15 protein-coding genes are annotated in these 19,663 nt (G+C 64.3%); 5 read left to right on the top strand and 10 right to left on the bottom strand.

The window, feature by feature from the left end; translation table 11 throughout:
* The first annotated feature begins 1 nt into the window (after position 1).
* Genes treZ through treY form a run of 3 tightly spaced genes read left to right on the top strand, consistent with a single transcriptional unit; the run spans position 2 to position 6,989 of the window.
* Entirely contained in the window at positions 2 to 1,930 is a 1,929-nt protein-coding gene (gene treZ, locus BGRAMDRAFT_RS05190) for a malto-oligosyltrehalose trehalohydrolase (protein ID WP_006047617.1), read from the top strand.
* The gene (gene malQ / locus BGRAMDRAFT_RS05185) at positions 1,927 to 4,137 is read left to right on the top strand and encodes a 4-alpha-glucanotransferase (RefSeq protein WP_006047616.1); all 2,211 of its coding nucleotides are present in this window, start codon (positions 1,927 to 1,929) and stop codon (positions 4,135 to 4,137) included. Before treZ ends, malQ begins: the two co-directional genes overlap by 4 nt.
* Positions 4,134 to 6,989 (top strand): malto-oligosyltrehalose synthase, encoded by a 2,856-nt coding sequence (gene treY, locus BGRAMDRAFT_RS05180; RefSeq protein ID WP_006047615.1) that lies wholly within the window; start codon positions 4,134 to 4,136, stop codon positions 6,987 to 6,989. Before malQ ends, treY begins: the two co-directional genes overlap by 4 nt.
* A gap of 20 nt (positions 6,990 to 7,009) precedes the next feature.
* Here the strand turns inward: treY and BGRAMDRAFT_RS05175 are convergent, their stop codons facing one another.
* Both BGRAMDRAFT_RS05175 and BGRAMDRAFT_RS05170 read right to left on the bottom strand, forming a co-directional pair.
* Entirely contained in the window at positions 7,010 to 8,350 is a 1,341-nt protein-coding gene (locus BGRAMDRAFT_RS05175) for a hemolysin family protein (RefSeq protein WP_006047614.1), read from the bottom strand.
* Positions 8,351 to 8,469: 119 nt separating this feature from the next.
* Complete coding sequence (locus BGRAMDRAFT_RS05170) at positions 8,470 to 9,282, bottom strand: sensor histidine kinase (protein WP_006047613.1); 813 nt, start codon at positions 9,280 to 9,282, stop codon at positions 8,470 to 8,472.
* A gap of 185 nt (positions 9,283 to 9,467) precedes the next feature.
* Here BGRAMDRAFT_RS05170 and BGRAMDRAFT_RS05165 point away from each other — a divergent pair, with 185 nt between their 5' ends.
* Positions 9,468 to 9,809 (top strand): FKBP-type peptidyl-prolyl cis-trans isomerase, encoded by a 342-nt coding sequence (locus tag BGRAMDRAFT_RS05165; protein WP_006047612.1) that lies wholly within the window; start codon positions 9,468 to 9,470, stop codon positions 9,807 to 9,809.
* A 45-nt stretch (positions 9,810 to 9,854) separates the two neighbouring features.
* Positions 9,855 to 10,649: an AraC family transcriptional regulator gene (locus BGRAMDRAFT_RS05160; protein ID WP_006047611.1), complete on the top strand. Its 795-nt coding sequence runs from the start codon at positions 9,855 to 9,857 to the stop codon at positions 10,647 to 10,649.
* A gap of 141 nt (positions 10,650 to 10,790) precedes the next feature.
* Here BGRAMDRAFT_RS05160 and BGRAMDRAFT_RS05155 read toward each other — a convergent pair whose 3' ends face one another.
* From BGRAMDRAFT_RS05155 to BGRAMDRAFT_RS05120, 8 genes are all read right to left on the bottom strand, one after another.
* Positions 10,791 to 11,981 (bottom strand): O-succinylhomoserine sulfhydrylase, encoded by a 1,191-nt coding sequence (locus BGRAMDRAFT_RS05155; RefSeq protein WP_006047610.1) that lies wholly within the window; start codon positions 11,979 to 11,981, stop codon positions 10,791 to 10,793.
* 317 nt (positions 11,982 to 12,298) lie between these two features.
* Complete coding sequence (gene purF, locus BGRAMDRAFT_RS05150; RefSeq protein ID WP_006047609.1) at positions 12,299 to 13,849, bottom strand: amidophosphoribosyltransferase; 1,551 nt, start codon at positions 13,847 to 13,849, stop codon at positions 12,299 to 12,301.
* A gap of 147 nt (positions 13,850 to 13,996) precedes the next feature.
* A complete protein-coding gene (locus BGRAMDRAFT_RS05145; RefSeq protein ID WP_006047608.1) occupies positions 13,997 to 14,491 on the bottom strand; it encodes a CvpA family protein in 495 nt (164 codons plus the stop codon).
* Positions 14,492 to 14,499: 8 nt separating this feature from the next.
* Positions 14,500 to 15,417 (bottom strand): SPOR domain-containing protein, encoded by a 918-nt coding sequence (locus BGRAMDRAFT_RS05140; RefSeq protein WP_006047607.1) that lies wholly within the window; start codon positions 15,415 to 15,417, stop codon positions 14,500 to 14,502.
* 29 nt (positions 15,418 to 15,446) lie between these two features.
* On the bottom strand, positions 15,447 to 16,757 hold the full coding sequence (gene folC / locus BGRAMDRAFT_RS05135; RefSeq protein WP_029971420.1) for a bifunctional tetrahydrofolate synthase/dihydrofolate synthase: 1,311 nt from the start codon (positions 16,755 to 16,757) through the stop codon (positions 15,447 to 15,449).
* A 180-nt stretch (positions 16,758 to 16,937) separates the two neighbouring features.
* On the bottom strand, positions 16,938 to 17,810 hold the full coding sequence (gene accD, locus BGRAMDRAFT_RS05130; protein WP_006047605.1) for an acetyl-CoA carboxylase, carboxyltransferase subunit beta: 873 nt from the start codon (positions 17,808 to 17,810) through the stop codon (positions 16,938 to 16,940).
* A gap of 79 nt (positions 17,811 to 17,889) precedes the next feature.
* On the bottom strand, positions 17,890 to 18,702 hold the full coding sequence (trpA, locus tag BGRAMDRAFT_RS05125; protein ID WP_006047604.1) for a tryptophan synthase subunit alpha: 813 nt from the start codon (positions 18,700 to 18,702) through the stop codon (positions 17,890 to 17,892).
* Positions 18,703 to 18,743: 41 nt separating this feature from the next.
* Positions 18,744 to 19,655, bottom strand: coding sequence for a DNA-methyltransferase (locus tag BGRAMDRAFT_RS05120; protein ID WP_006047603.1), 912 nt, complete (start codon positions 19,653 to 19,655; stop codon positions 18,744 to 18,746).
* Positions 19,656 to 19,663 lie beyond the last annotated feature (8 nt).

Below are 19,663 nucleotides of genomic sequence, written 5' to 3'. Positions count from 1 at the left end.
CATGTCCGAACATCCAATCGATCCTCACGCGCATCATTACGCGCATTGCCTGCCGTTCGGCGCGCAATTGCTCGGGCCCAAGGGCGCGAATCCGCGCACGCGTTTTCGTTTCTGGGCGCCTTCGTGCAAAAGCGTGCAGGTCGAAATCGAGAACGGCGCCGCGCAAGGCGCGCATGAAATGACGCCGGCCGGCAACGGCTGGTTCGAAGCGAGCGTCGAGAGCGGCGCGGGCACGCTGTACCGCTTTCGTCTCGACGACGGCAATGCGGTGCCCGATCCGGCGTCGCGCTTTCAGCCGCAAGACGTGCATGGTCCGAGCGAAGTCATCGACCCGCGCGCGTATCGCTGGGAACATTGCGACTGGCATGGCAGGCCGTGGGAAGAAACCGTGCTGTACGAACTGCACGTCGGTGCGATGGGCGGCTATCAGGGCGTGCAAAAACGCTTGCCGGCGCTCGCGGCGCTCGGCGTGACGGCGATCGAACTGATGCCCTTGAACGACTTTCCGGGCAAGCACAATTGGGGCTATGACGGCGTGCTGCCCTACGCGCCCGATTCCGCATACGGCCGCCCCGAGGAACTGAAGGCGCTGATCGACGCCGCGCACGGTCTCGGCCTGATGGTGTTTCTCGATGTGGTCTACAACCACTTCGGCCCTGACGGCAACTATCTGCACGAATACGCGCGCTCGTTTTTCCGCGAAGGCACGCATACGCCGTGGGGCCCGGCCATCGACTTCGAGCGCAGTGAAGTCAGCGACTTTTTCATGGACAACGCCGTCTACTGGATCAACGAATACCGGATAGACGGCCTGCGTTTCGACGCGGTTCACGCGATCGACAATCACCGCTGGCTGCGCGAGCTGTCCGATCATATTCGCGCCCATGTGCAGCATGGCCGCCATGTGCATCTGGTGCTGGAAAACGAGCACAACAGTGCAAGCCTGTTGGAGAACCACTTCAACGCGCAATGGAACGACGACGCGCACAACACGCTGCATGTGCTGCTGACCGGTGAGACCGAAGGCTATTACCACGCGTACGAGGATCAGCCGATCCGCCGTCTTGCTCGCGTGCTCTCCGAGGGCTTCGCGTATCAGGGCGATCCGTCGCCGCTGCACGACGGCGCGCCGCGCGGCGAATCGAGCGGGCATTTGCCGCCTACGTCGTTCGTGATGTTTTTGCAGAATCACGATCAGATCGGCAATCGCGCATTCGGCGAGCGTCTGCGCAAGCTCACGTCGGACGACGCCTTGCGCGCGGCCACCGGCTTGCTGCTGCTGTCGCCGCAAATTCCGCTGCTCTTCATGGACGAGGAATACGGCTCGACGCAGCCGTTTCTGTTCTTCACCGATTACACCGGCGATCTCGCCGACGCCGTGCGCGAAGGACGTCGCCGCGAGTTCGCGCGTTTCTCGTCGTTCAGCGACGAAAAGCGTCGCGCGCAGATTCCCGATCCGAACGACGTGAAGACGTTTGCCGCATCGTCGCCGCCCGAGCCCGTGACCGCCTCGTCTTCTACTGCGCAGGATGACGAAGCAAAAGACCGCCTCGACTGGATGCACTTCTACAAATCCGCGCTGACGGTACGCGCAAAACTGATCACGCCGCGTCTGAAGCACGGCAAGGCGCTCAACGCAACGGTGCTTGTGGATGAAAACGGCACGGACGCGAATGCGCTAATAGCACGCTGGAAACTCGGCGATGGCGAGACGCTGTCGCTCGCGCTCAATCTGTCGAAGCAGAGCGTGCCGTTTAACGATGTGCCTGCCGGCAAGGTCATTTTCGAAACGCCGCCGCGCGTGCGCGAGCAGATCGACGCGAAGGTGCTGCCGGCCAACGCGTTCGTCGCGTGGCTGACCGGCGACATCAACGACTATGCGATCGGTCATGATGCGCGCATCGTCGGCAAAGAGGAGCGCCGCTCGTGAGTACCCGACGCTCTGGCGATACGATCGACACGCTCGCGGCGCGCGCCGGCTTCGAGGTGGAGTGGGAAGACGCGCATCACAAGGTGCATCGCGTGCCCGAGAAGACGCTCGCGGTTCTGCTCGAACGCATGGGCTTGCCGTGCGGCAACGCGACGCAAATCCGCCAAAGCGCGGCCGCGCTCGACGCCGAATTGTCGGGCCGCAAACTGCCGCCGCTGATGACCGCCGAAGTCGGGCGCGGCATTGCGTTGCCCGCGACCGCGCTCAAGTCGGGCAGCCATTACCGCATCGAACTGGAAAGCGGCTCCATCATCGACGGACGCTTTACCGCGCCCAAAGGCGAAGAGGCGTTGCTCGCGCCCATCGACGAACCCGGCTATCACACGCTCGTCATTCACGAACAGCGCGTGACGCTCGCGATCGCGCCGTCGCGCTGCTATACCGTCGCCGACGCATGGCGCACGTTGCGTGACGACGAGCGCGCCGAGGCGCCGCCGCTATGGGGCGTGGCCGCCCAGTTGTATGGCTTGCGCCGCGTGGGCGACGGCGGCATCGGCGATTATTCGGCGCTCGCCCGCATTGCGACGGAGAGCGCAAAACGCGGCGCGCATGCGCTCGCCGTGAGCCCGACGCACGCGATGTTCAGCGCGGAGCCGAACCGCTTCAGTCCGTATTCGCCGTCGTCGCGTTTGTGGTTGAACGTCACGCATATCGATCCGGCAGCGGTGTTCGGCGCGGATGCTGCGCGCGCCGCGATGGAATCCGCACAAGCCGCGGATGCGTGGACCGGACTCGAAGGCTTGCCGCTGATCGACTGGCCGAAGGCGGTCGTGCTGAAGCTGAAGGTGTTGCGCGCGTTGTTCGAGAATTTCTGCGCGCATGAGCGGGCCCACGACGGCACGCCCGATACGCCGCGCGCGCTCGAATTTCACGGCTTTTGCGAACGCGCGGGACGAGCGCTCGAAGATCATGCGCGCTTCGAAGCACTGCAGGCCGCGCAACTCGCGCAAGGCGGCAACGGTCATTGGCGCGACTGGCCGGAAGCATTGCGCGATCCGCGCAGCCCGGAAGTGGATGCGTTCGCGCAAGCGCATCGCCATGAAGTCGACTTTCATCTCTTTCTGCAATGGCTTGCCGCGAAAGGTCTGTCGCACGCGCAACACGCGGCGCGTGAAGCGGGCATGGCCGTCGGTGTGATCGCCGATCTCGCCGTGGGATGCGACAGCGCGGGCAGCCATGCATGGTCCTACCGCGACGACATGCTGCAAGGCGTGTCCGTCGGCGCGCCGCCCGACCTCTTCAATCAGGCGGGACAAAGCTGGGGCCTCACCACGTTCTCGCCGCGTGCGATGCGCACGCAAGGCTTCTCCGCGTTCATCGACATGCTGCGCGCCGCGTTCGCGCATGCGGGCGGAATTCGCATCGATCATATTCTCGGCTTGCGGCGTCTATGGCTCGTGCCGGAAGGCGAGAGCGCGCGCAACGGCGCGTATCTGCGCTATCCGCTCGAAGACCAGTTGCGTCTGATCGCGCTCGAATCGTGGCGGCATCGCGCGATTGTGATCGGCGAAGATCTCGGCACCGTGCCGCCCGGCTTTCGCGAGCGGCTCAACGAGCATGGCATTGCCGGCATCCGTGTGCTGTGGTTCGAACGCGGCGAAGACGGCACAGGCTTCAAGCCGCCGCAGGCGTGGGACCGCAATGCGGTCGGCACGACGACCACGCACGATCTGCCGACCGTCGCCGGCTGGTGGGCCGGCAGCGACATTAGCTGGCGCAACAAGATCGGCCAGACGATGGCGCGCCCCGATGGCCGCGATCCCGAAGAAGCCGCGCAGGAAGAGCGCGCGAGCGACCGCGCCGACTTGTGGCGCGCGTTCCAGGAAGCCGGCGTGGCCGCGCCGGATGTCGACGCGCCGCCGCTCGAGAGCCCGCCCGTCGACGAAGCCCTCGCCTTTGTCGCGGCAACGCCCGGCCCGCTCGTCACGTTTCCGCTCGAAGACCTGCTCGCGCAGAGCGAACAGCCGAACTTGCCCGGTTCGATCGACGAGCATCCGAACTGGCGCCGCCGCATGAATCTGCCCATCGACGAAATGTTTCTCGACGACGCCTTCTGCGACCGGCTGCTCGCAGTCGACCGGGCGCGCAGCGCCGCAACCGTTTCCACTCCTTCAGCCAATACCGCTTCGGAGCCTGATACGCCATGACCGTCCCACGCTCCACTGTTCGCCTCCAGTTTCATCGGGGCTTCACTTTCGACGATGCCGCGAAGCACGTCGAGTATTTCGCCGCGCTCGGCATCAGCCATGTGTACGCGTCGCCGATCACCACGGCCGAGCCCGGTTCGATGCACGGCTACGACACCGTCGATTACACGCATGTGAGCGCCGAATGCGGCGGCGAGGCGGGCCTGAAGCGCCTCGTCGAAAAATTGCACGCGCACGGCATGGGGCTGATCGTCGACATGGTGCCGAACCATATGGGCGTCGGCGGCTCGAGCAATGTGTGGTGGCTCGATATTCTCGAATGGGGCCGTCACAGCACGTACGCACGTCACTTCGATGTGGACTGGCATTCGCCCGATCCGGCGTTGCGCGGCAAGGTGCTGCTGCCGACGCTCGGCGCGCCGTATGGCGACGAACTGGCGTCGGGCCGCATCGCGCTGCATTTCGCCGCGGACAGCGGGCGCTTTTATGTCGGCTACGGACCGCACGTGTTTCCGGTGTGTCCGGTCGATTACCCGTCGATCCTGCAAAGCGCCGATCGCGCCGATCTCAGCGCGCTTGCTGAGCGCTTCCAGGGACTGACGACGCAGCCCACCGATCAGCCGCGCGCCGCCGAAGGCCGCGAGATGCTGCGCGAGTTCGTTGCGCTAAACGGCGAGTCGGCGATTCAGTTCGCGCTGCAAACCTATTCGCCCGAAGATCCGCTGACGCGCGACCGCCTGCATCGGCTGCTCGAACGCCAGCATTTCCGCCTCGCGTGGTGGCGCGCCGCCGCCGACGAAGTCAACTGGCGGCGCTTCTTCGACATCTCGACGCTCGCCGCCGTGCGCGCCGAACGGCCCGAGGTCTTCGAAGCGACGCATGCGCTGGTTTTTCGTCTGTATCAGGAAGGCGTGATCGACGGTCTGCGGATCGATCATGTCGACGGCCTCGCCGAGCCGCGCGAGTACTGTCAGCGGCTGCGGCAACGTCTGACGGAATTGCGCGATACGACGCCGTATGTGGTCGTCGAAAAGATTCTGGCGCGCGGCGAACCGCTGCGCGACGACTGGCCGGTGGACGGCACGACCGGCTATGACTTCATGAACGACGTGGGCGCGCTGCTGCACGACCCGGCAGGTGCAGAGCCGCTTGCCGACGCGTGGGCCGAACTCACGGGCCGCAGCCCGAATTTCGCGGATGAAGCATTGGCCGCGCGGCGCAAGATCGTCGCGGAGAATCTGTCGGCGGAACTGGACCGCGCCGCGCGCGCGCTGCATCGCATTGCGCGCGATTCGTTGGCCACGCGCGATTACACGTTCACCAGCCTGCGCCGCGTGTTGACCGAACTGGTCGTGCATTTTCCCGTGTACCGCATCTATCCGCAAAGCGGCTTGCGCAGCGCCGCCGACAACGTGTTCTTCGAACAGGCGCTGGCAGGCGCGCGCGCGACGCTTTCGCGCGCCGATCATGGCGTGCTCGAACGTGTCGATGCGTGGCTCGGCGGCGGCGTCGACGACACGCAGAGCGCGCGCCACAGTCAGCCGCAGCAAGGCCAGAACGGCGCGCCGCCCAATCACGCCGGCTCCGCGCGGCGCACCGCGCAAACGCTGTTCTCGCAGTTGACCGCGCCGGTTGCCGCGAAGGCCGTCGAGGACACCGCCTGCTATCGCTATGGACGGCTGTTGTCGCGGTGTGAAGTCGGTGCCGATCCGGGCGAGTTTGCGTTGTCGGTTGAGCAGTTTCACGCGGGCAACGTCGAGCGCTCGCAGCGATTGCCTCACGCGATGCTGACCACCGCCACACACGATCACAAGCGCGGTGAAGACGTGCGCGCGCGGCTCGCGGTGCTGAGCGAAATTCCGCACGAGTGGACGGCGACGTTGCGCGCATGGTCGACATTGAACGCGCCGCAGCGCCGCTCGCTCGACGGCAAGCCGGTCAGCAGCGTCGGCCAGGACACGAGCTACGACTGGGCGCCCGGTCCCGCCGCCGAGGCGATGCTGTATCAGACGCTGGTCGGTTGCTGGCCGCCCGACCTGCAGCCCGACGACCAGGCGGGCGTCAAGGCATTGGCCGAGCGCGTCGCGCAATGGCAGTTGAAGGCGCTGCGCGAGGCGAAGCTGCAAACCAACTGGTTCACGCCCGACGAAGCCTACGAAGCCGGTTGCCGCGACTTCCTGTTCGACATTCTCGCGCCGCAGCGGCGCGACGGGTTCCTCCAGGAACTGGCCGCGTTTGTCGCACGCATCTCGCGCGCCGGCGCGCTCAACAGTCTGCAGCAGACCGTCTTGCGGCTTGCATCGCCTGGGATTCCCGATCTTTATCAAGGCACCGAGTTGTGGGACTTCAGCCTCGTCGATCCGGACAATCGCAGGCCAGTCGATTTCGACGCGCGCGCCGCGTTGCTCGCGCAAACGCCGCCGTCCGAATTTCTGTCGACGTGGCGCAACGGACGCGTGAAGCTCGCGGTCGTGCAGCGCGTGCTCGCGCTGCGCGCGCATTTGCCGGAGTTGCTGAGCCAAGGCACTTATCTGCCGCTGACGGTGCGCGGCGCGCATGCGTCGAATGTGATCGCGTTTGCGCGGCGGCATGGCAATGCGTGGGCGGTTGTCGTCGCGAGCCGGCTTGCGGCCGGGCTGCTCGGCGGCGAAGGCGACCTGCCGATGGTGGAGCCTGACAAGTGGCAGGACACCGCCGTCGAAATGCCCGCCGATCTGTCCGCGCGAGCGCTCTTCGACTGGCTGAGTCCGGCCGCGCCGAAGGTCGATGAGAACGGCTTGTTGTGTCTGCGCGATGCGCTCGCCGCGATGCCGATTGCGGTGCTGGTTGAAGACGGTGTGCCGCGGAGTTGATGGCGGGTTTAGCGCTTTCGCTAACCGCCTTCGTCGTCGAACACCTTGGGGTACACGCGCACGAGCACGATGCGCGGTCCCTTCATCTTTTTCACGACCACGTCGAAGCGGTCGAATTCGACGCGCTGCCCTTCGGTCGGCAAATCGTTGAGCGCCTGAATCACGAGGCCGCCAACGGATTCGGCCTTGCCTTCGTCGATGTCGATGCCCAGTGCGCGTTCGAGCGACACGACCGGCAAGCTGCCCTTGCCCATCAACGTGCCGTCGTCCATGCGCGACCAGTCGGCGTCGCCCTGGCGGAATTCGTCGTGAATCTGGCCGACTAGCGCGCCGAGCAGATTGTCGAGCGTGAGAAAACCAATGGGCTTCGAATTCTTGTGGCCCACCAGCGCGAAATGCGGCGCGCCCTTGCGGAATCGGCGAAACAGTTCGAGTGCCGGCATATCGGGCTTCACGTATTGAACGGGCCGCGCGTAGTGCGACAGATCGTCGAGCGTGCTGCCGGCATGGCGCGCGAGCAGCAAGTCCTTCAGGTGGATCATGCCGGCCACGCGTTCGCCAGACGCATCCTCGAAAAGCGGGTAGCGGCTGAAGCGATGCCGCGCGACCACCTGCATGTTTTCACGCAACGGCAGATCGACGCGCAGGCCGATCATTTCGTAGGCCGGACGCATCAGGTCCGACACGGTCATGCGCGAAAAATCCAGCGAATGCGCGATGGTGTTCCACTCGTCCTGGCTGTACGCGTCTTCCGGCGCGCCGCGCTCCGACGCGACATTGCGGCGGCTGCGCAGGATGAGCTTCAGTTCGTCGGTCGAATAATGCGAGTCGTGCGCATGCTCCGCGTGCAGGCCGGCGAGTTTGAGGACCGCGTTCGCGCTCGTGTTGAGCAGCCAGATCGCCGGATACATCGCCCAATAAAAACCATAGAGCGGCGTGGCGGCCCATAGCGAGACCTTTTCCGCTTCGCGAATTGCGAGCGACTTCGGCGCGAGTTCGCCGACCACGATATGCAGAAACGAAATGCACGAAAACGCGAAGAACAGCGAAATGCCGTGAATCAACTGCTCGGACTGCACACCGGCGATGCTGAAGAGCGGCGTCAGCAGTTCGGCAAACGCGGGCTCGCCGATCCAGCCAAGCCCGAGCGAGGCGAGCGTAATGCCCAACTGACACGCGGACAGATACGCGTCGAGGCGGCCATGCACCTTGGCGAGCAGGCGCCCGCGCATGCCGTGGTGTTCGGCGAGACTGCGCACGCGCGTCTGCCGTAACTTGACCAGGCCGAATTCGGCGGCAACGAAGAAACCGTTGAGGGCGACGAGAAGCAATGCCCCGAGAAGGGCGACAACCTGGATCAAAGCGGCGGGCTCCGGCAACAAAAGTTGTCAGTATAGAGGGTGAAAGCTCGTCGAAAAGTTAATCGCCGATGACGCGTGCCATGAGTAAGTGCCGTAAGCGCCGTAAGCGCTGCAAGCGTTCATCGCGCTGCCGGGGCGCTCAACGGAACGCGCAACGACAGGGTGGCGGGAGCGGCGTCGGTGGCGTCCTGTTGCTCGAAGCCGCCGCCATGCGCTTCCGCGACGCGCTTGCACAGCGCGAGCACCCACGCGATGCGATTGGCTTCGCGCGGCTCGCGAGCCTGCTTCCGCGCAAACGCTTCGAGCAGATGAGGCAGCGACGCATCGACCAGCGCGGCGCTCGCCTCGTACGTGACCGCGGCATGCCAGGCCGTTGCATCCGCACGCGCTTCAAGCGTGACAGCCGAGTCTTGCGCGCTCGATTCGACCGCAAAGGTGAGCATCATCCATAACGCGGCGGCGAGGCGCTCGCGGTCGCCATTCAGTTGCTCGGTGCCGAGTTGAGAATTGACGACGACTTCGACGCCGCGCGTGCGCGCGAGGCCCGAGCGCACTTCTTCCGCGGTTTCGTCCAGCAGCGGATGCAGCGGAAACGGTGCATACGCGAGCGCGAGCGATTTCGTTTCGGCGCGCGTGGCGTCGACGACCGTTTCGAGCAACTTCACCTGTTGATCGACACCGTTGCGAATGCCGGTAACGGCACGCTGCGAATTCGGATCGTTGGGGTCGAGCTTGCGTTCCAGCACATAAGCCCAGCTATGAATAGCGTTCAACGGACCGCGCAAGTCGTGCGACACCAGGGACAACACATGGTCGCGCATGAAAAGCGCGGCTTCGGCGCGCAGATGCGCGGTGCGTTCGGATACGGCGAACGTGGAAGCCGCCGGCTGGGTCCCGGTTGCCCCGGCCGTTCCCGTTGTAGACGTTGTCACGATCGACCTCTCAGGCAATGCATCATGATTGGGAAAGTCCCATTATAGGCATGCCACCGGACGCCACCAGCCTGGCCGGATGGCTATTGCTGGCCGCAATCCGCGTGCCACGCCGCGCTGTTCGACTGGCCTGCGTCAACGCGCCTACAATGTCGGTTTTACGTTTGTGAACCAAGGAGCGACATATGTCGACTGTGACTACCGAATCCGGCTTGAAGTATGAAGACATCGTTGAAGGAACGGGCGCGGAAGCGGTTGCTGGCAAGACCGTCAGCGTGCATTACACCGGCTGGCTGACCGACGGCCAGAAGTTCGACTCGAGCAAGGATCGCAACGATCCGTTCGCGTTCGTGCTCGGCGGCGGCATGGTCATCAAGGGCTGGGACGAAGGCGTGCAAGGCATGAAGGTCGGCGGCACGCGCAAGCTGACCATTCCGCCGCAACTCGGCTACGGCGTGCGCGGCGCGGGCGGCGTGATTCCGCCGAATGCGACGCTCGTGTTCGAAGTCGAACTGCTCGACGTTTGAGGCTTCGGCCATCCGTTTCGCCGCTGGTCTGTTGCCTGATTTTCGATGACGCACGCCGCCGTTACCGCACCTAGCGTTTCGCTGCGCCGCTTCGGCGCGTCGCAGGCGTCGGACGTGCACGACTTCCACCAGGTCGTGCTCGGACTCGACGGCGCGATGGTGATGGCGGTGGACGGCGTCGCGCAACGAATCGACGCGCGCTGCGCGTGGCTGATTCCAGCAGGCGCGCGGCACGATTACGCGGGGCTCGGCGAAAACCGGCAGTTGGTGCTGGACTTGCCGGCCGCGACGCTCGCCGTGCCCGAGCGATTGTTCGACCGGGCACGGGCTGTTATCGTCGATGCACCGTTTACCGAACTCGTGCAGCGCATTGCGTCACACGCGGCGCAGGGCGTGGACGACACGCACGACGCGCCGGCGGACGATCTCGATGTGCGGCGTTTTCATTGGGACGCGGCTGCGCGCCTCGGCGCAGCGTTGATTGCCGGCGCCGGCATGCAAGGCGCGGAAGCGCCCGCGGCCGGGCTCGACTTCGCGCGGATCGACCGCTGGTTGCGCGCGCATCTGTCCGAACCGCTGCGTATTGCCGACCTTGCCGCGCATTGCGGCTTCAGCATGCGGCGCTTCCATCAACTTTTTATCGACGCGTTCGGCGAAACGCCGCATCGCTATTTGCAGCGGCTGCGGCTCGATACGTCGCTCACGCTGCTCGCCGATCCGCGGCTTTCGCTGGCGGACATCGCGCTCGACATCGGTTTCGGCGATCAGAGCGCTTATACGCACGCATTCACGCGACGGTTCGGGTTAGCGCCTGGGCAGTGGCGCGCGTTGCGGCATTGAGGGTTTTAGTTCGAGAGCCTTGAGCTTCAGGCGACTTACCAGGCGCGGCCCCATCGAAGCATCAAACCTTGCCGCATAAAAAAGCGCGCTGGCCAATAAGCTCAGCGCGCCCTATACCTACTCTCTGCGATAACTCAGCACTCAGCCAGCGAGGCCGCGCTCCAGATCGGCGCGAATATCCGCCGGATTCTCCAATCCCACCGCGAGACGAATCAGGCCCTCGGTGATGCCGGCCGCTTCTCGCGCTTCGGGCGTCACCCGGCCATGCGTTGTCGTCGCCGGATGCGTGATGGTCGTGCGCGTGTCGCCGAGGTTGCCCGTGATCGAGCAAATCTTCGTGCTGTCGATCACGCGCCACGCGTTCGCGCGCATCTGCTCGGGCGTGTCGCCCCTCAACTCGAACGAAACAATCGCGCCGCCCGCCTTCTGCTGACGCATGGCCAGCGCGTGCTGCGGATGCGATTCGAGGCCAGGATAGAACACGCGCTTCACGGCAGGATGCGAGTCGAGCCAGCGCGCGAGTTCAAGCGCATTCGCCGACTGCTTTTCGACGCGCAGCGACAACGTTTCCAGGCCCTTGAGCAGCACCCACGCGTTGAACGCGGACAGCGTCGGCCCGGCGCTGCGCACGAACGGAAAGACCTTTTCCATGATGAACTTCTTCGAGCCGACCAGCGCGCCGCCGAGCACGCGCCCCTGGCCGTCGAGGAACTTGGTGGCCGAATGCATGACCACGTCCGCGCCGAGCTTCAGCGGCTGCTGCAACGCCGGGCTGCAAAAACAGTTATCCACGACGAAGAGCGCATTCGCCGCCTTCGCGATCTTGCTGATCGCCTCGATGTCGGCAATCTCGGTCAGCGGATTCGACGGCGTTTCGAGGAAGAACATCTTCGTCTCGGGACGCACCGCGTTTTTCCACGCATTGAGATCGGTCGGATCGACAAACGTGGTCGTGATGCCGAACTTGCTGAAGATTTGCGAGAACATGCCGAGCGTCGAGCCGAACAGCGCCTGCGAGCTGACCAGATGGTCGCCGGCCTGCAGCGTGGACATCACCACCGACATGATCGCGGCCATTCCCGAAGCCGTCGCCATGCAGGCTTCGCCGCCTTCGAGCGCGGCCAGACGGTCCTGGAACATCGAGACGGTCGGGTTCGTGAAACGCGAGTACGTGTAATAGTCCTCGGACTTCTTGAAGCGCTCGGCCGCGTCCGCGGCACTCGCGAAGACGAAGCTCGAAGTGAGGAAGATCGCTTCGGAATGCTCGTTGAAGTCGCTGCGCACCGTGCCGGAGCGGACTGCCAGCGTATCGAAGTTCAGGGAGTCGTCCATAGTCGTTGTGGTTTCCAAAGTTCCATGACTGCATTCGGCGCGCGGTTTGCGTCATGCAACCAGACCGCGTGGTCGAACGGCAGTAACAAAAAAGCCCGCTTTGCGCCGGCGCTTTTTGCGTCGGTACAAACGGGCTTCATGTGCGGGGAAAGCTGGAGCGGAGGCGGACAAGTGCGGCTTTTCCACCATTCGCTTTAGCTGTTTCGGGTTGCCCCGCGTCCGCAAGCTGAGATCAAATCGACGCAAGCCATCATGCTAACACGCTCGCGGCGCGGCGTGCAGCGACGCACGCGATGCCGCGAACGCGCGCTCGGCATTTAACCTACCGACAACTGCAAGTGCAACTGCGAGCGAGCGGGACCGCCGCCGTCGATGGCTTCGCTCGCGGCATCGCGATCCGATTGCGACGACGGCGCGAGACGCGCGGTTTCGATGCGGTCGAGATACTCGGTCGTCACGTCGCCGGTCACGTAGTTGCCGTCGAAGCACGAAGCCTCGAACTCCTTCAGCGCCGGATTGATGTCGCGCACGGCCTGCTTGAGGGCGTCGACGTCCTGATACACGAGATGATCCGCGCCGATCATGCGCGCGACTTCTTCGTCCGAGCGGCCATGCGCGACCAGTTCGCCGCGCGTCGGCATGTCGATACCGTAGACGTTCGGGAACTTCACCGGCGGCGCCGCCGAAGCGAAGATCACCTTGTTCGCGCCGGCATCGCGCGCCATCTGCACGATTTCATGCGAGGTGGTACCGCGCACGATGGAATCGTCGACGATCAGCACGTTCTTGCCCTTGAACTCGATGCCCATTGCGTTGAGCTTCTGGCGCACCGACTTCTTGCGCACCGCCTGGCCCGGCATGATGAAGGTGCGGCCCACGTAACGGTTCTTGAAGAAGCCTTCGCGATACTCGACGCCCAGCTTCTTCGCGACCTGCATCGCGGCCGGACGGGACGAATCGGGAATCGGCATGACGACGTCGATCGCGACGTCGGGCAATTCGCGCCTGATTTTCTCGGCGAGGTAATCGCCCATGCGCAGACGCACGTTATAAACCGGCACGCCGTCGAGCACCGAGTCCGGACGCGCGAGATACACGAGTTCGAAAATGCACGGGTTCAGGCTCGGGCTCGTCGCGCATTGCTGCGAATGCAGGTTGCCGTCGAGGTCGATAAACACCGCTTCGCCCGGCGCCACGTCGCGTACGAATTCGAAGCCGATACCTTCGATCGCCACCGACTCCGACGCCAGAATCCATTCGACGCCTTCCGCCGTCTCCTGCTTGCCGAGACACAGCGGGCGAATGCCGAACGGGTCGCGGAAAGCGAGCAGGCCGTAACCGGCGATCAGCGAAACAATCGCATACGAACCCCGCACCCGCCGATGCACGCCCGACACCGCCTTGAAGAGCGCCGCCGGATCGAGCTGCAGGCCCGAGCTCGAAAGCTGCAATTCGTGCGCGAGCACGTTGAGCATGACTTCCGTGTCGGAATTGGTGTTGATGTGGCGGCGGTCGATGCGGAACATCTCATCTTTCAACTGCTGCCAGTTGGTCAGATTGCCGTTGTGCGCGAGGATGATGCCGAACGGCGCGTTCACGTAGAACGGCTGCGCTTCTTCTTCGCTCGACGCCGAGCCGGCCGTCGGGTAGCGCACCTGGCCGATGCCGGTGTTGCCCGGCAGGCTGCGCATGTTGCGCGTGCGGAACACGTCGCGCACCATGCCGTTGGCCTTGTGCATGTGGAAATTGCTGCCGTTCGCTGTCGCGATGCCGGCGGCGTCCTGACCGCGGTGCTGCAAAAGCAGCAGGCTGTCATAGATCAGCTGGTTGACCGGAGAATGGGAAACTACGCCTACGATGCCGCACATGGCATGTCCTTCAAAGGTACGAAATTCGTCAGAGCGGCCGGTGCCTCGCGAAGCGCGCGCGATATGCCGCGACGGTTCGCGACATGATGACAAGGCAACCGGTTTGAGCCGGAGTCCTGCCGCGTTCCCTTTTCGCTTAACTGATCGTCACACGCGGACGTACGCAGCGAGCGTTTCCGGAAGCAGCGGTTTCATTACGTGCACGCCCTCTACCGCATATGGCCGCAGCAAGGCGTTGCGCCAGAATTCCTGTTGGGGCAGTTCGGTCAGGCCTCCGAGGGCGACCAGAATCAGCACCAGAACGACCCCTCGTACGAGGCCGAACATCAAACCGAGCGAGCGGTCCACGCCGCTCAAGCCGGAAGCCTGCACGATGCGGCTCAGGAGCGCATTCAGCACGCTCGCCACCAGCACCACGCCGATCGCCACCAGCGCGAAGGCCAACAGCCACTGGGTCAGCGCGCCGCCCGGCCACGTGGACGGGATATACGGCACGACATAACCGACGAAGCGGCAGGCAATGAAAAACGCCGCGATCCAGCCGATCAGCCCGAACACCTCGGACAAAAACCCGCGCCATGTGCCGCGCAAGGCCGACAAACCGATCACCGCCATTACAGCGTAGTCGAAGGCAGTGAACATCGCTCGCTTTACTGGCCAGCGCCGTTGTTCGTGCCCGAACCCAGACCCGCCTCGCGAACCTTCGCGATGGCGGCGCCTGCCGCCGCGCGATCCGCGAATGGTCCGGCGCGCAACAGCGTGAGCGTCGAGCCGTCAGCCTGCTTCCGATGTTCGGTATATGCGGGCACTCCCGCCGCTTTCAACTTGCTTGCCCAGTTGCGCGCATTGGCGTCGTTTGCAAAAGCGCCGAGCTGGACGGCGAAACGGTTGCCCGGCGGCGAGGCCGGCGTGCCCGAATTCGCGTCTGCACTCGCGGCGACGTTGCTTTCGTCCGCGGATGGCGCGGCGGCCGTGGCATTGCTGCGGGTCGCCGGCTTGCTGGTCGGCTTGGCCGTCACGGCAGGCGCTGTCGATGTGGCGGGCGCCGGTGTCGGCGCGGTGTTCGCTGCGACGGCGGGCGCCTGCGGCTTCGTAGCAGGCTTCGCGGCGGACGCCGAAGCTGCGTTCGCGTCGGCCCGCCTGGTGTCCTTCGACGGCGCTTGCGCGGCCGGCGCGAGGCTGGAAGCGGCGAGTGCCGCGTCCGGCGTCGGATTGTCCGGCGCGACGCCAGCCTGCGTGTCGATTTCGTGCTTTGCGAGTTTCGGTGCGGGACGACTGGGAATGTCGATGGAGATGTCGTCGGTAACGGGCTTCGGATGCGAGTCAAGCACCATCGGCAGGACGACCACTGCCGCGACGACCATCGCGATCGCGCCGACGAGCCGCCGCCGCGCGCGCTGCTTTTCCGGCAACGTGGGGTCGAGCAGCATCGCATCGGCATCGACGGTGCGCTCGGTGCGGCGGGTCCGCCGCTCCACGCGCTCGCTACGGGCGGCCCGGGTGGAACTGGTGTTTGCGCCGCGCCGGCTTGGCGCGTCGTCTTTCTTGCCGAACGAGAAAATTCCCATGAATCGCTTGGTTCGAGCGTGGCGCCCGTTCAGTGTTGCTGCGATTTACGGTAGGCCATCACGCCTGCTACCGTATAGAAACTGCCGAAAACCACGATTCTATCATTCTCTGACGCCCGCTTTAGCGCATCTTGGTACGCGTCGGCGGGGTTGGCGTAACGCGTGACGCTGCTGTCGGCGCTGTCTTCCACGCCCTGCTCGCGCAACGCGGCTTCCAGTTGCCCGGCCGAGGCCGCTCGCGGCGTGGGCAGATCGGTCACGCACCAGTGATCGATTTCGCCCTTGAGATGCGCGAGCACGCCGGCGATGTCTTTATCGCCCATCATGCCGAACACGCCATAGGTGTACGGAAAAAAGCCCATATTGCCGAGATTCTGGCCCAGCACCGCGGCCGCGTGCGGATTGTGGCCGACGTCCAGCACGACCGCCGGCTTGCCCGGCAGGACCTGGAAACGGCCAGGCAACTCGACGTTCGCGAGCCCGAGCCGGATGTCCTGGGCCGAAACCGGCAACCGGTCGCGCAGCGCCTCGAGTCCGGCCAATGCAGCGGACGTGTTGATCAATTGATTCGCGCCGCGCAACGCCGGATAGGCAAGCGCCGAGCGCCGCAGCGTCGGGCCGACGTAATTCCATTGCTGACGCTCGCTGCCGGCCTGGCCTTCATAGCGAAAATCGCGGCCGAATAGCCACAGTTCGGCGCCGATCTGCTCCGCGTGGTCGATCAGCGTTTGCGGCGGCACCGGGTCCGCGCAGATCGCCGGCTTGCCGGGGCGGAAAATGCCCGCCTTTTCGAGCGCGATTTTCTCGCGCGTGTCGCCGAGATATTCGGTGTGATCGATGTCGATACTGGTGATGATCGCGCAGTCGGTGTCGAGAATATTGACGGCGTCGAGGCGCCCGCCGAGGCCCACTTCGAAGATCACCGCGTCCAGTCCGCGCGACGCGAACAGGCTCATGATCGCGAGCGTCGTGAATTCGAAATACGTTAGCGACACCGGTTGGGCGAGGCTCGAACGCGCGGCCTCGACCTTCTCGAAGTGCTCGAGCAGATCGGCGTCGCTCGCCATCTGGCCGTTGATCCGCGCGCGCTCGTTGAACGACAGCAAATGCGGCGACGTGTGACAGCCCACCGTGAAACCGGCGCGCAGCAGGATTGATTCGAGAATCGCGCAGGTCGAGCCCTTGCCGTTCGTCCCGCCAACCGTGATGACCGGGCACGCAAACGAGAACTGCATCGCGTCGCGAACCTGGCTGATTCGCGCGAGCCCCATGTCGATGCCGACCGGATGCGCGGATTCGAGATGCGTGAGCCACGCGTCGAGGGTGGGGAATGTGGTCATCGGGTGAATCGCGAGAAAATCATTGAGCGGTGTGGCAAACATGCGCGGCGCAGGGCCTCGCGCAGTATGTGAGACCGTGATTATCCCGGAAATGACAGCGCGCCGCTTGATTGCTCAAGCGGCGCGCTGTTTTTTGCGTTTTTCCCGACGACGAAGACGTCTGTCGTTGGCCTTCGCAGCTTACGCGACGGCGTCCGCCGGCTGATGGCTCAACAGCGCCATCAATTGAGCGAGTTCCTCGCGCAGCTTGCGGCGGTCCACGATCATGTCGATCGCACCCTTCGTCAGCAGAAACTCCGCGCGCTGGAAGCCTTCAGGCAGCTTTTCGCGCACGGTCTGTTCGATCACGCGCGGGCCGGCGAAGCCGATCAGCGCCTTGGGTTCGGCGATCACGACGTCGCCGAGAAACGCGAAACTCGCGGACACGCCGCCCATGGTCGGATCGGTCAGCACCGAGATGAACGGCAGCTTGGCCTCGGCCAGCTTCGTCAACATCGCCGTGGTCTTGGCCATTTGCATCAGCGAGAGCAGGCTTTCCTGCATCCGCGCGCCGCCCGATGCGGTGAAGCAGATAAACGGCACCTTTTGCTCGAGCGCGTTCTGCGCGCCGCGCGCAAAGCGCTCGCCGACCACCGAGCCCATCGAGCCGCCCATGAACGAGAACTCGAAGCAGGCCACGACGACCGGCAACGTGTGGATCGCGCCGCCCATGACGACCATCGCGTCGGTTTCGTCGGTGTCGTCCATCGCCTCTTTCAGGCGGTCCGGGTACTTGCGGCTGTCCTTGAACTTGAGCGCGTCGACCGGAACGATTTCCTGGCCGATTTCATAGCGCCCTTCCGGGTCCAGCAGGCCGTCGAGCCGCTCGCGCGCGCCAATGCGCATGTGGTGATCGCACTTCGGGCAAACATGCAGATTGGCCTCGACGTCGTTGCGATACAGCACGGCTTCGCACGACGGGCACTTGATCCACAGGCCTTCCGGAATCCCCTTGCGGCTCTTTGGGTCGGTTTGTTTGATTTTTGGCGGCAGCAGCTTATCGAGCCAGCTCATATTGAATCCTTCTGGGGTCAACGGTTGCGCAAACGGCGGGACGAACCCGCCGCTCACACTACAGACGACAAAATCACTGTTATCGGGCAGTCGCGACGCTATCGAGCGCCTCGCGCACCTCTGCGATGAAACGCGTGAGCGTTTCGACAGCGGTTTCGGGGGCCGCCTGCTCGAGCAATTGCACGATACGGCTACCGACCACGACGGCATCGGAAACTTCGCCCACGAGACGCGCCGTTTCCGCGTCACGGATGCCAAAACCGACGCCCACCGGTAGGGGCACGCGCGACTTGATCGCCGGGATTTTACTCGCGATGCTGGAAACGTCCAGATTTGCCGCTCCAGTCACGCCTTTCAGCGACACGTAATAGACGTAACCGCTCGCGATCTTGCCGACTTCGGCGATGCGCTCGTCAGTCGACGTGGGCGCCAGCAAAAAGATCGGATCGATCCCCGCCGAACGCATTGTTTCGGCGAAGTTAGCGCATTCTTCGGGCGGATAGTCGACCACCAGCACGCCGTCGACGCCGGCTTCCTTCGCCGCCTGCGCGAAGGCTTCGGTGCCCATGCGCTCGATCGGATTGGCGTAGCCCATCAGCACGACCGGCGTCGTGTCGTTGGTTTCGCGAAAGCGTTTCACATCGGCGATCACATGGCGCAGCGACACGCCGTGTGCGAGTGCCCGCTCGGACGATTGCTGGATCACGGGGCCGTCCGCCATCGGATCGGAAAACGGCACACCGAGTTCGATGACATCCGCGCCGCCGGCGGCGAGCGCATGCATGAATTCGACCGTGCGGGCGGGGTCGGGGTCGCCGGCCGTCATGAAAGGAATCAGGCCTTTTTTGCCCTGCTCGGACAGTGCGGCGAACGTGTTCTTGATACGGGACATGGAGTTGTTCTCGATTGAGCTACTGCGCTCGGCGCGTCGCGTCATTGCACTTCGGCTTGCCGTTGCGCTTTGGCTTTGGCCGGCCGACGCGCGGCGGGCGCGGCAGCAGCGGCGCTGACGCGTTCCCGCGCTATCGCGCAGTAACTTTCATTGATCTCATAGCCGACGAATTCGCGCTGCTGGCGGGCGCAAGCGACTGCGGTGGTGCCGCTGCCCATGAAAGGGTCGAGCACGCGGCCGCCCTTCGGACAACTGGCCAGCACCATTCGCTCGACAATCTCCAAAGGCTTTTGCGTGGGATGATCGACGCGTTCGGCGTGTTGCCGATGCAGCCTCGATACAGACCAGACGTCCTTTGGATTATAGCCAAGCTCCAGCCACTTACTGCCTTCGAACAATTTACGCGAACGCGCCTTCTTCGTGACGGCATCGTACGGGATGCGGACGGGATCGAGGTCGAAGTAATAATCTTTCGACACCGCGAAGAAACCGATGTTGTCGTGCACCGAGGTGAATCGGCGCGTCGTTCCGCCCATGCTCGGCACGCGCCGGTCCCAGATGATTTCGTTGATCATCGTGAGCTTTGTCTTCAGGAAGCTGAAGATTTCCGGCGCGTACTGCCAGGTGCAGAAGATGTAGAGCGAGCCCGACGGCTTGAGCTTCGGGATAGCCAGCTCGAGCCAGCCACGCGTCCAGGCGAGAAAATCGTCGCCGGTGCGCATGTCGGAGTCGTTGCCGTAGTCCTTGCCGAGCCCATATGGCGGGTCGCAAAGAATCAGGTCGATCGACGCGTCGGGAATATTCGCTACATCGGTCAAGAAATCGCGGTTCAACAACTGGATGCCCGCGGGCACCTGCGGCAACAGCAGCCCAGGCGCGTCGGGCGCCGGAAGCTCGCCGGCCGGCGTCGTTTCACTGGTCGCCGGCTGCGGCTCGTCGAACTCGTCGCGCATCGTGGCGG

The organism is Paraburkholderia graminis C4D1M, assembly GCF_000172415.1.
Classification (GTDB): Bacteria; Pseudomonadota; Gammaproteobacteria; order Burkholderiales; family Burkholderiaceae; genus Paraburkholderia; species Paraburkholderia graminis.
The sequence above is the reverse complement of the archived record's forward strand: the minus strand, read 5'-3'. Positions and strand labels throughout refer to the sequence as shown.

Excerpts from the sequence above, each read along its gene's own strand:
- treZ (WP_006047617.1), top strand. The coding sequence starts at position 2 with ATGTCCGAACATCCAATCGATCCTCACGCGCATCATTACGCGCATTGC.
- treY (WP_006047615.1), top strand. The coding sequence starts at position 4,134 with ATGACCGTCCCACGCTCCACTGTTCGCCTCCAGTTTCATCGGGGCTTC.
- BGRAMDRAFT_RS05165 (WP_006047612.1), top strand. The coding sequence starts at position 9,468 with ATGTCGACTGTGACTACCGAATCCGGCTTGAAGTATGAAGACATCGTT.
- BGRAMDRAFT_RS05160 (WP_006047611.1), top strand. The coding sequence starts at position 9,855 with ATGACGCACGCCGCCGTTACCGCACCTAGCGTTTCGCTGCGCCGCTTC.
- BGRAMDRAFT_RS05155 (WP_006047610.1), bottom strand. The coding sequence starts at position 11,981 with ATGGACGACTCCCTGAACTTCGATACGCTGGCAGTCCGCTCCGGCACG.
- purF (WP_006047609.1), bottom strand. The coding sequence starts at position 13,849 with ATGTGCGGCATCGTAGGCGTAGTTTCCCATTCTCCGGTCAACCAGCTG.
- BGRAMDRAFT_RS05145 (WP_006047608.1), bottom strand. The coding sequence starts at position 14,491 with ATGTTCACTGCCTTCGACTACGCTGTAATGGCGGTGATCGGTTTGTCG.
- BGRAMDRAFT_RS05140 (WP_006047607.1), bottom strand. The coding sequence starts at position 15,417 with ATGGGAATTTTCTCGTTCGGCAAGAAAGACGACGCGCCAAGCCGGCGC.
- folC (WP_029971420.1), bottom strand. The coding sequence starts at position 16,757 with ATGACCACATTCCCCACCCTCGACGCGTGGCTCACGCATCTCGAATCC.
- accD (WP_006047605.1), bottom strand. The coding sequence starts at position 17,810 with ATGAGCTGGCTCGATAAGCTGCTGCCGCCAAAAATCAAACAAACCGAC.
- trpA (WP_006047604.1), bottom strand. The coding sequence starts at position 18,702 with ATGTCCCGTATCAAGAACACGTTCGCCGCACTGTCCGAGCAGGGCAAA.
- BGRAMDRAFT_RS05120 (WP_006047603.1), bottom strand. The coding sequence starts at position 19,655 with ATGCGCGACGAGTTCGACGAGCCGCAGCCGGCGACCAGTGAAACGACG.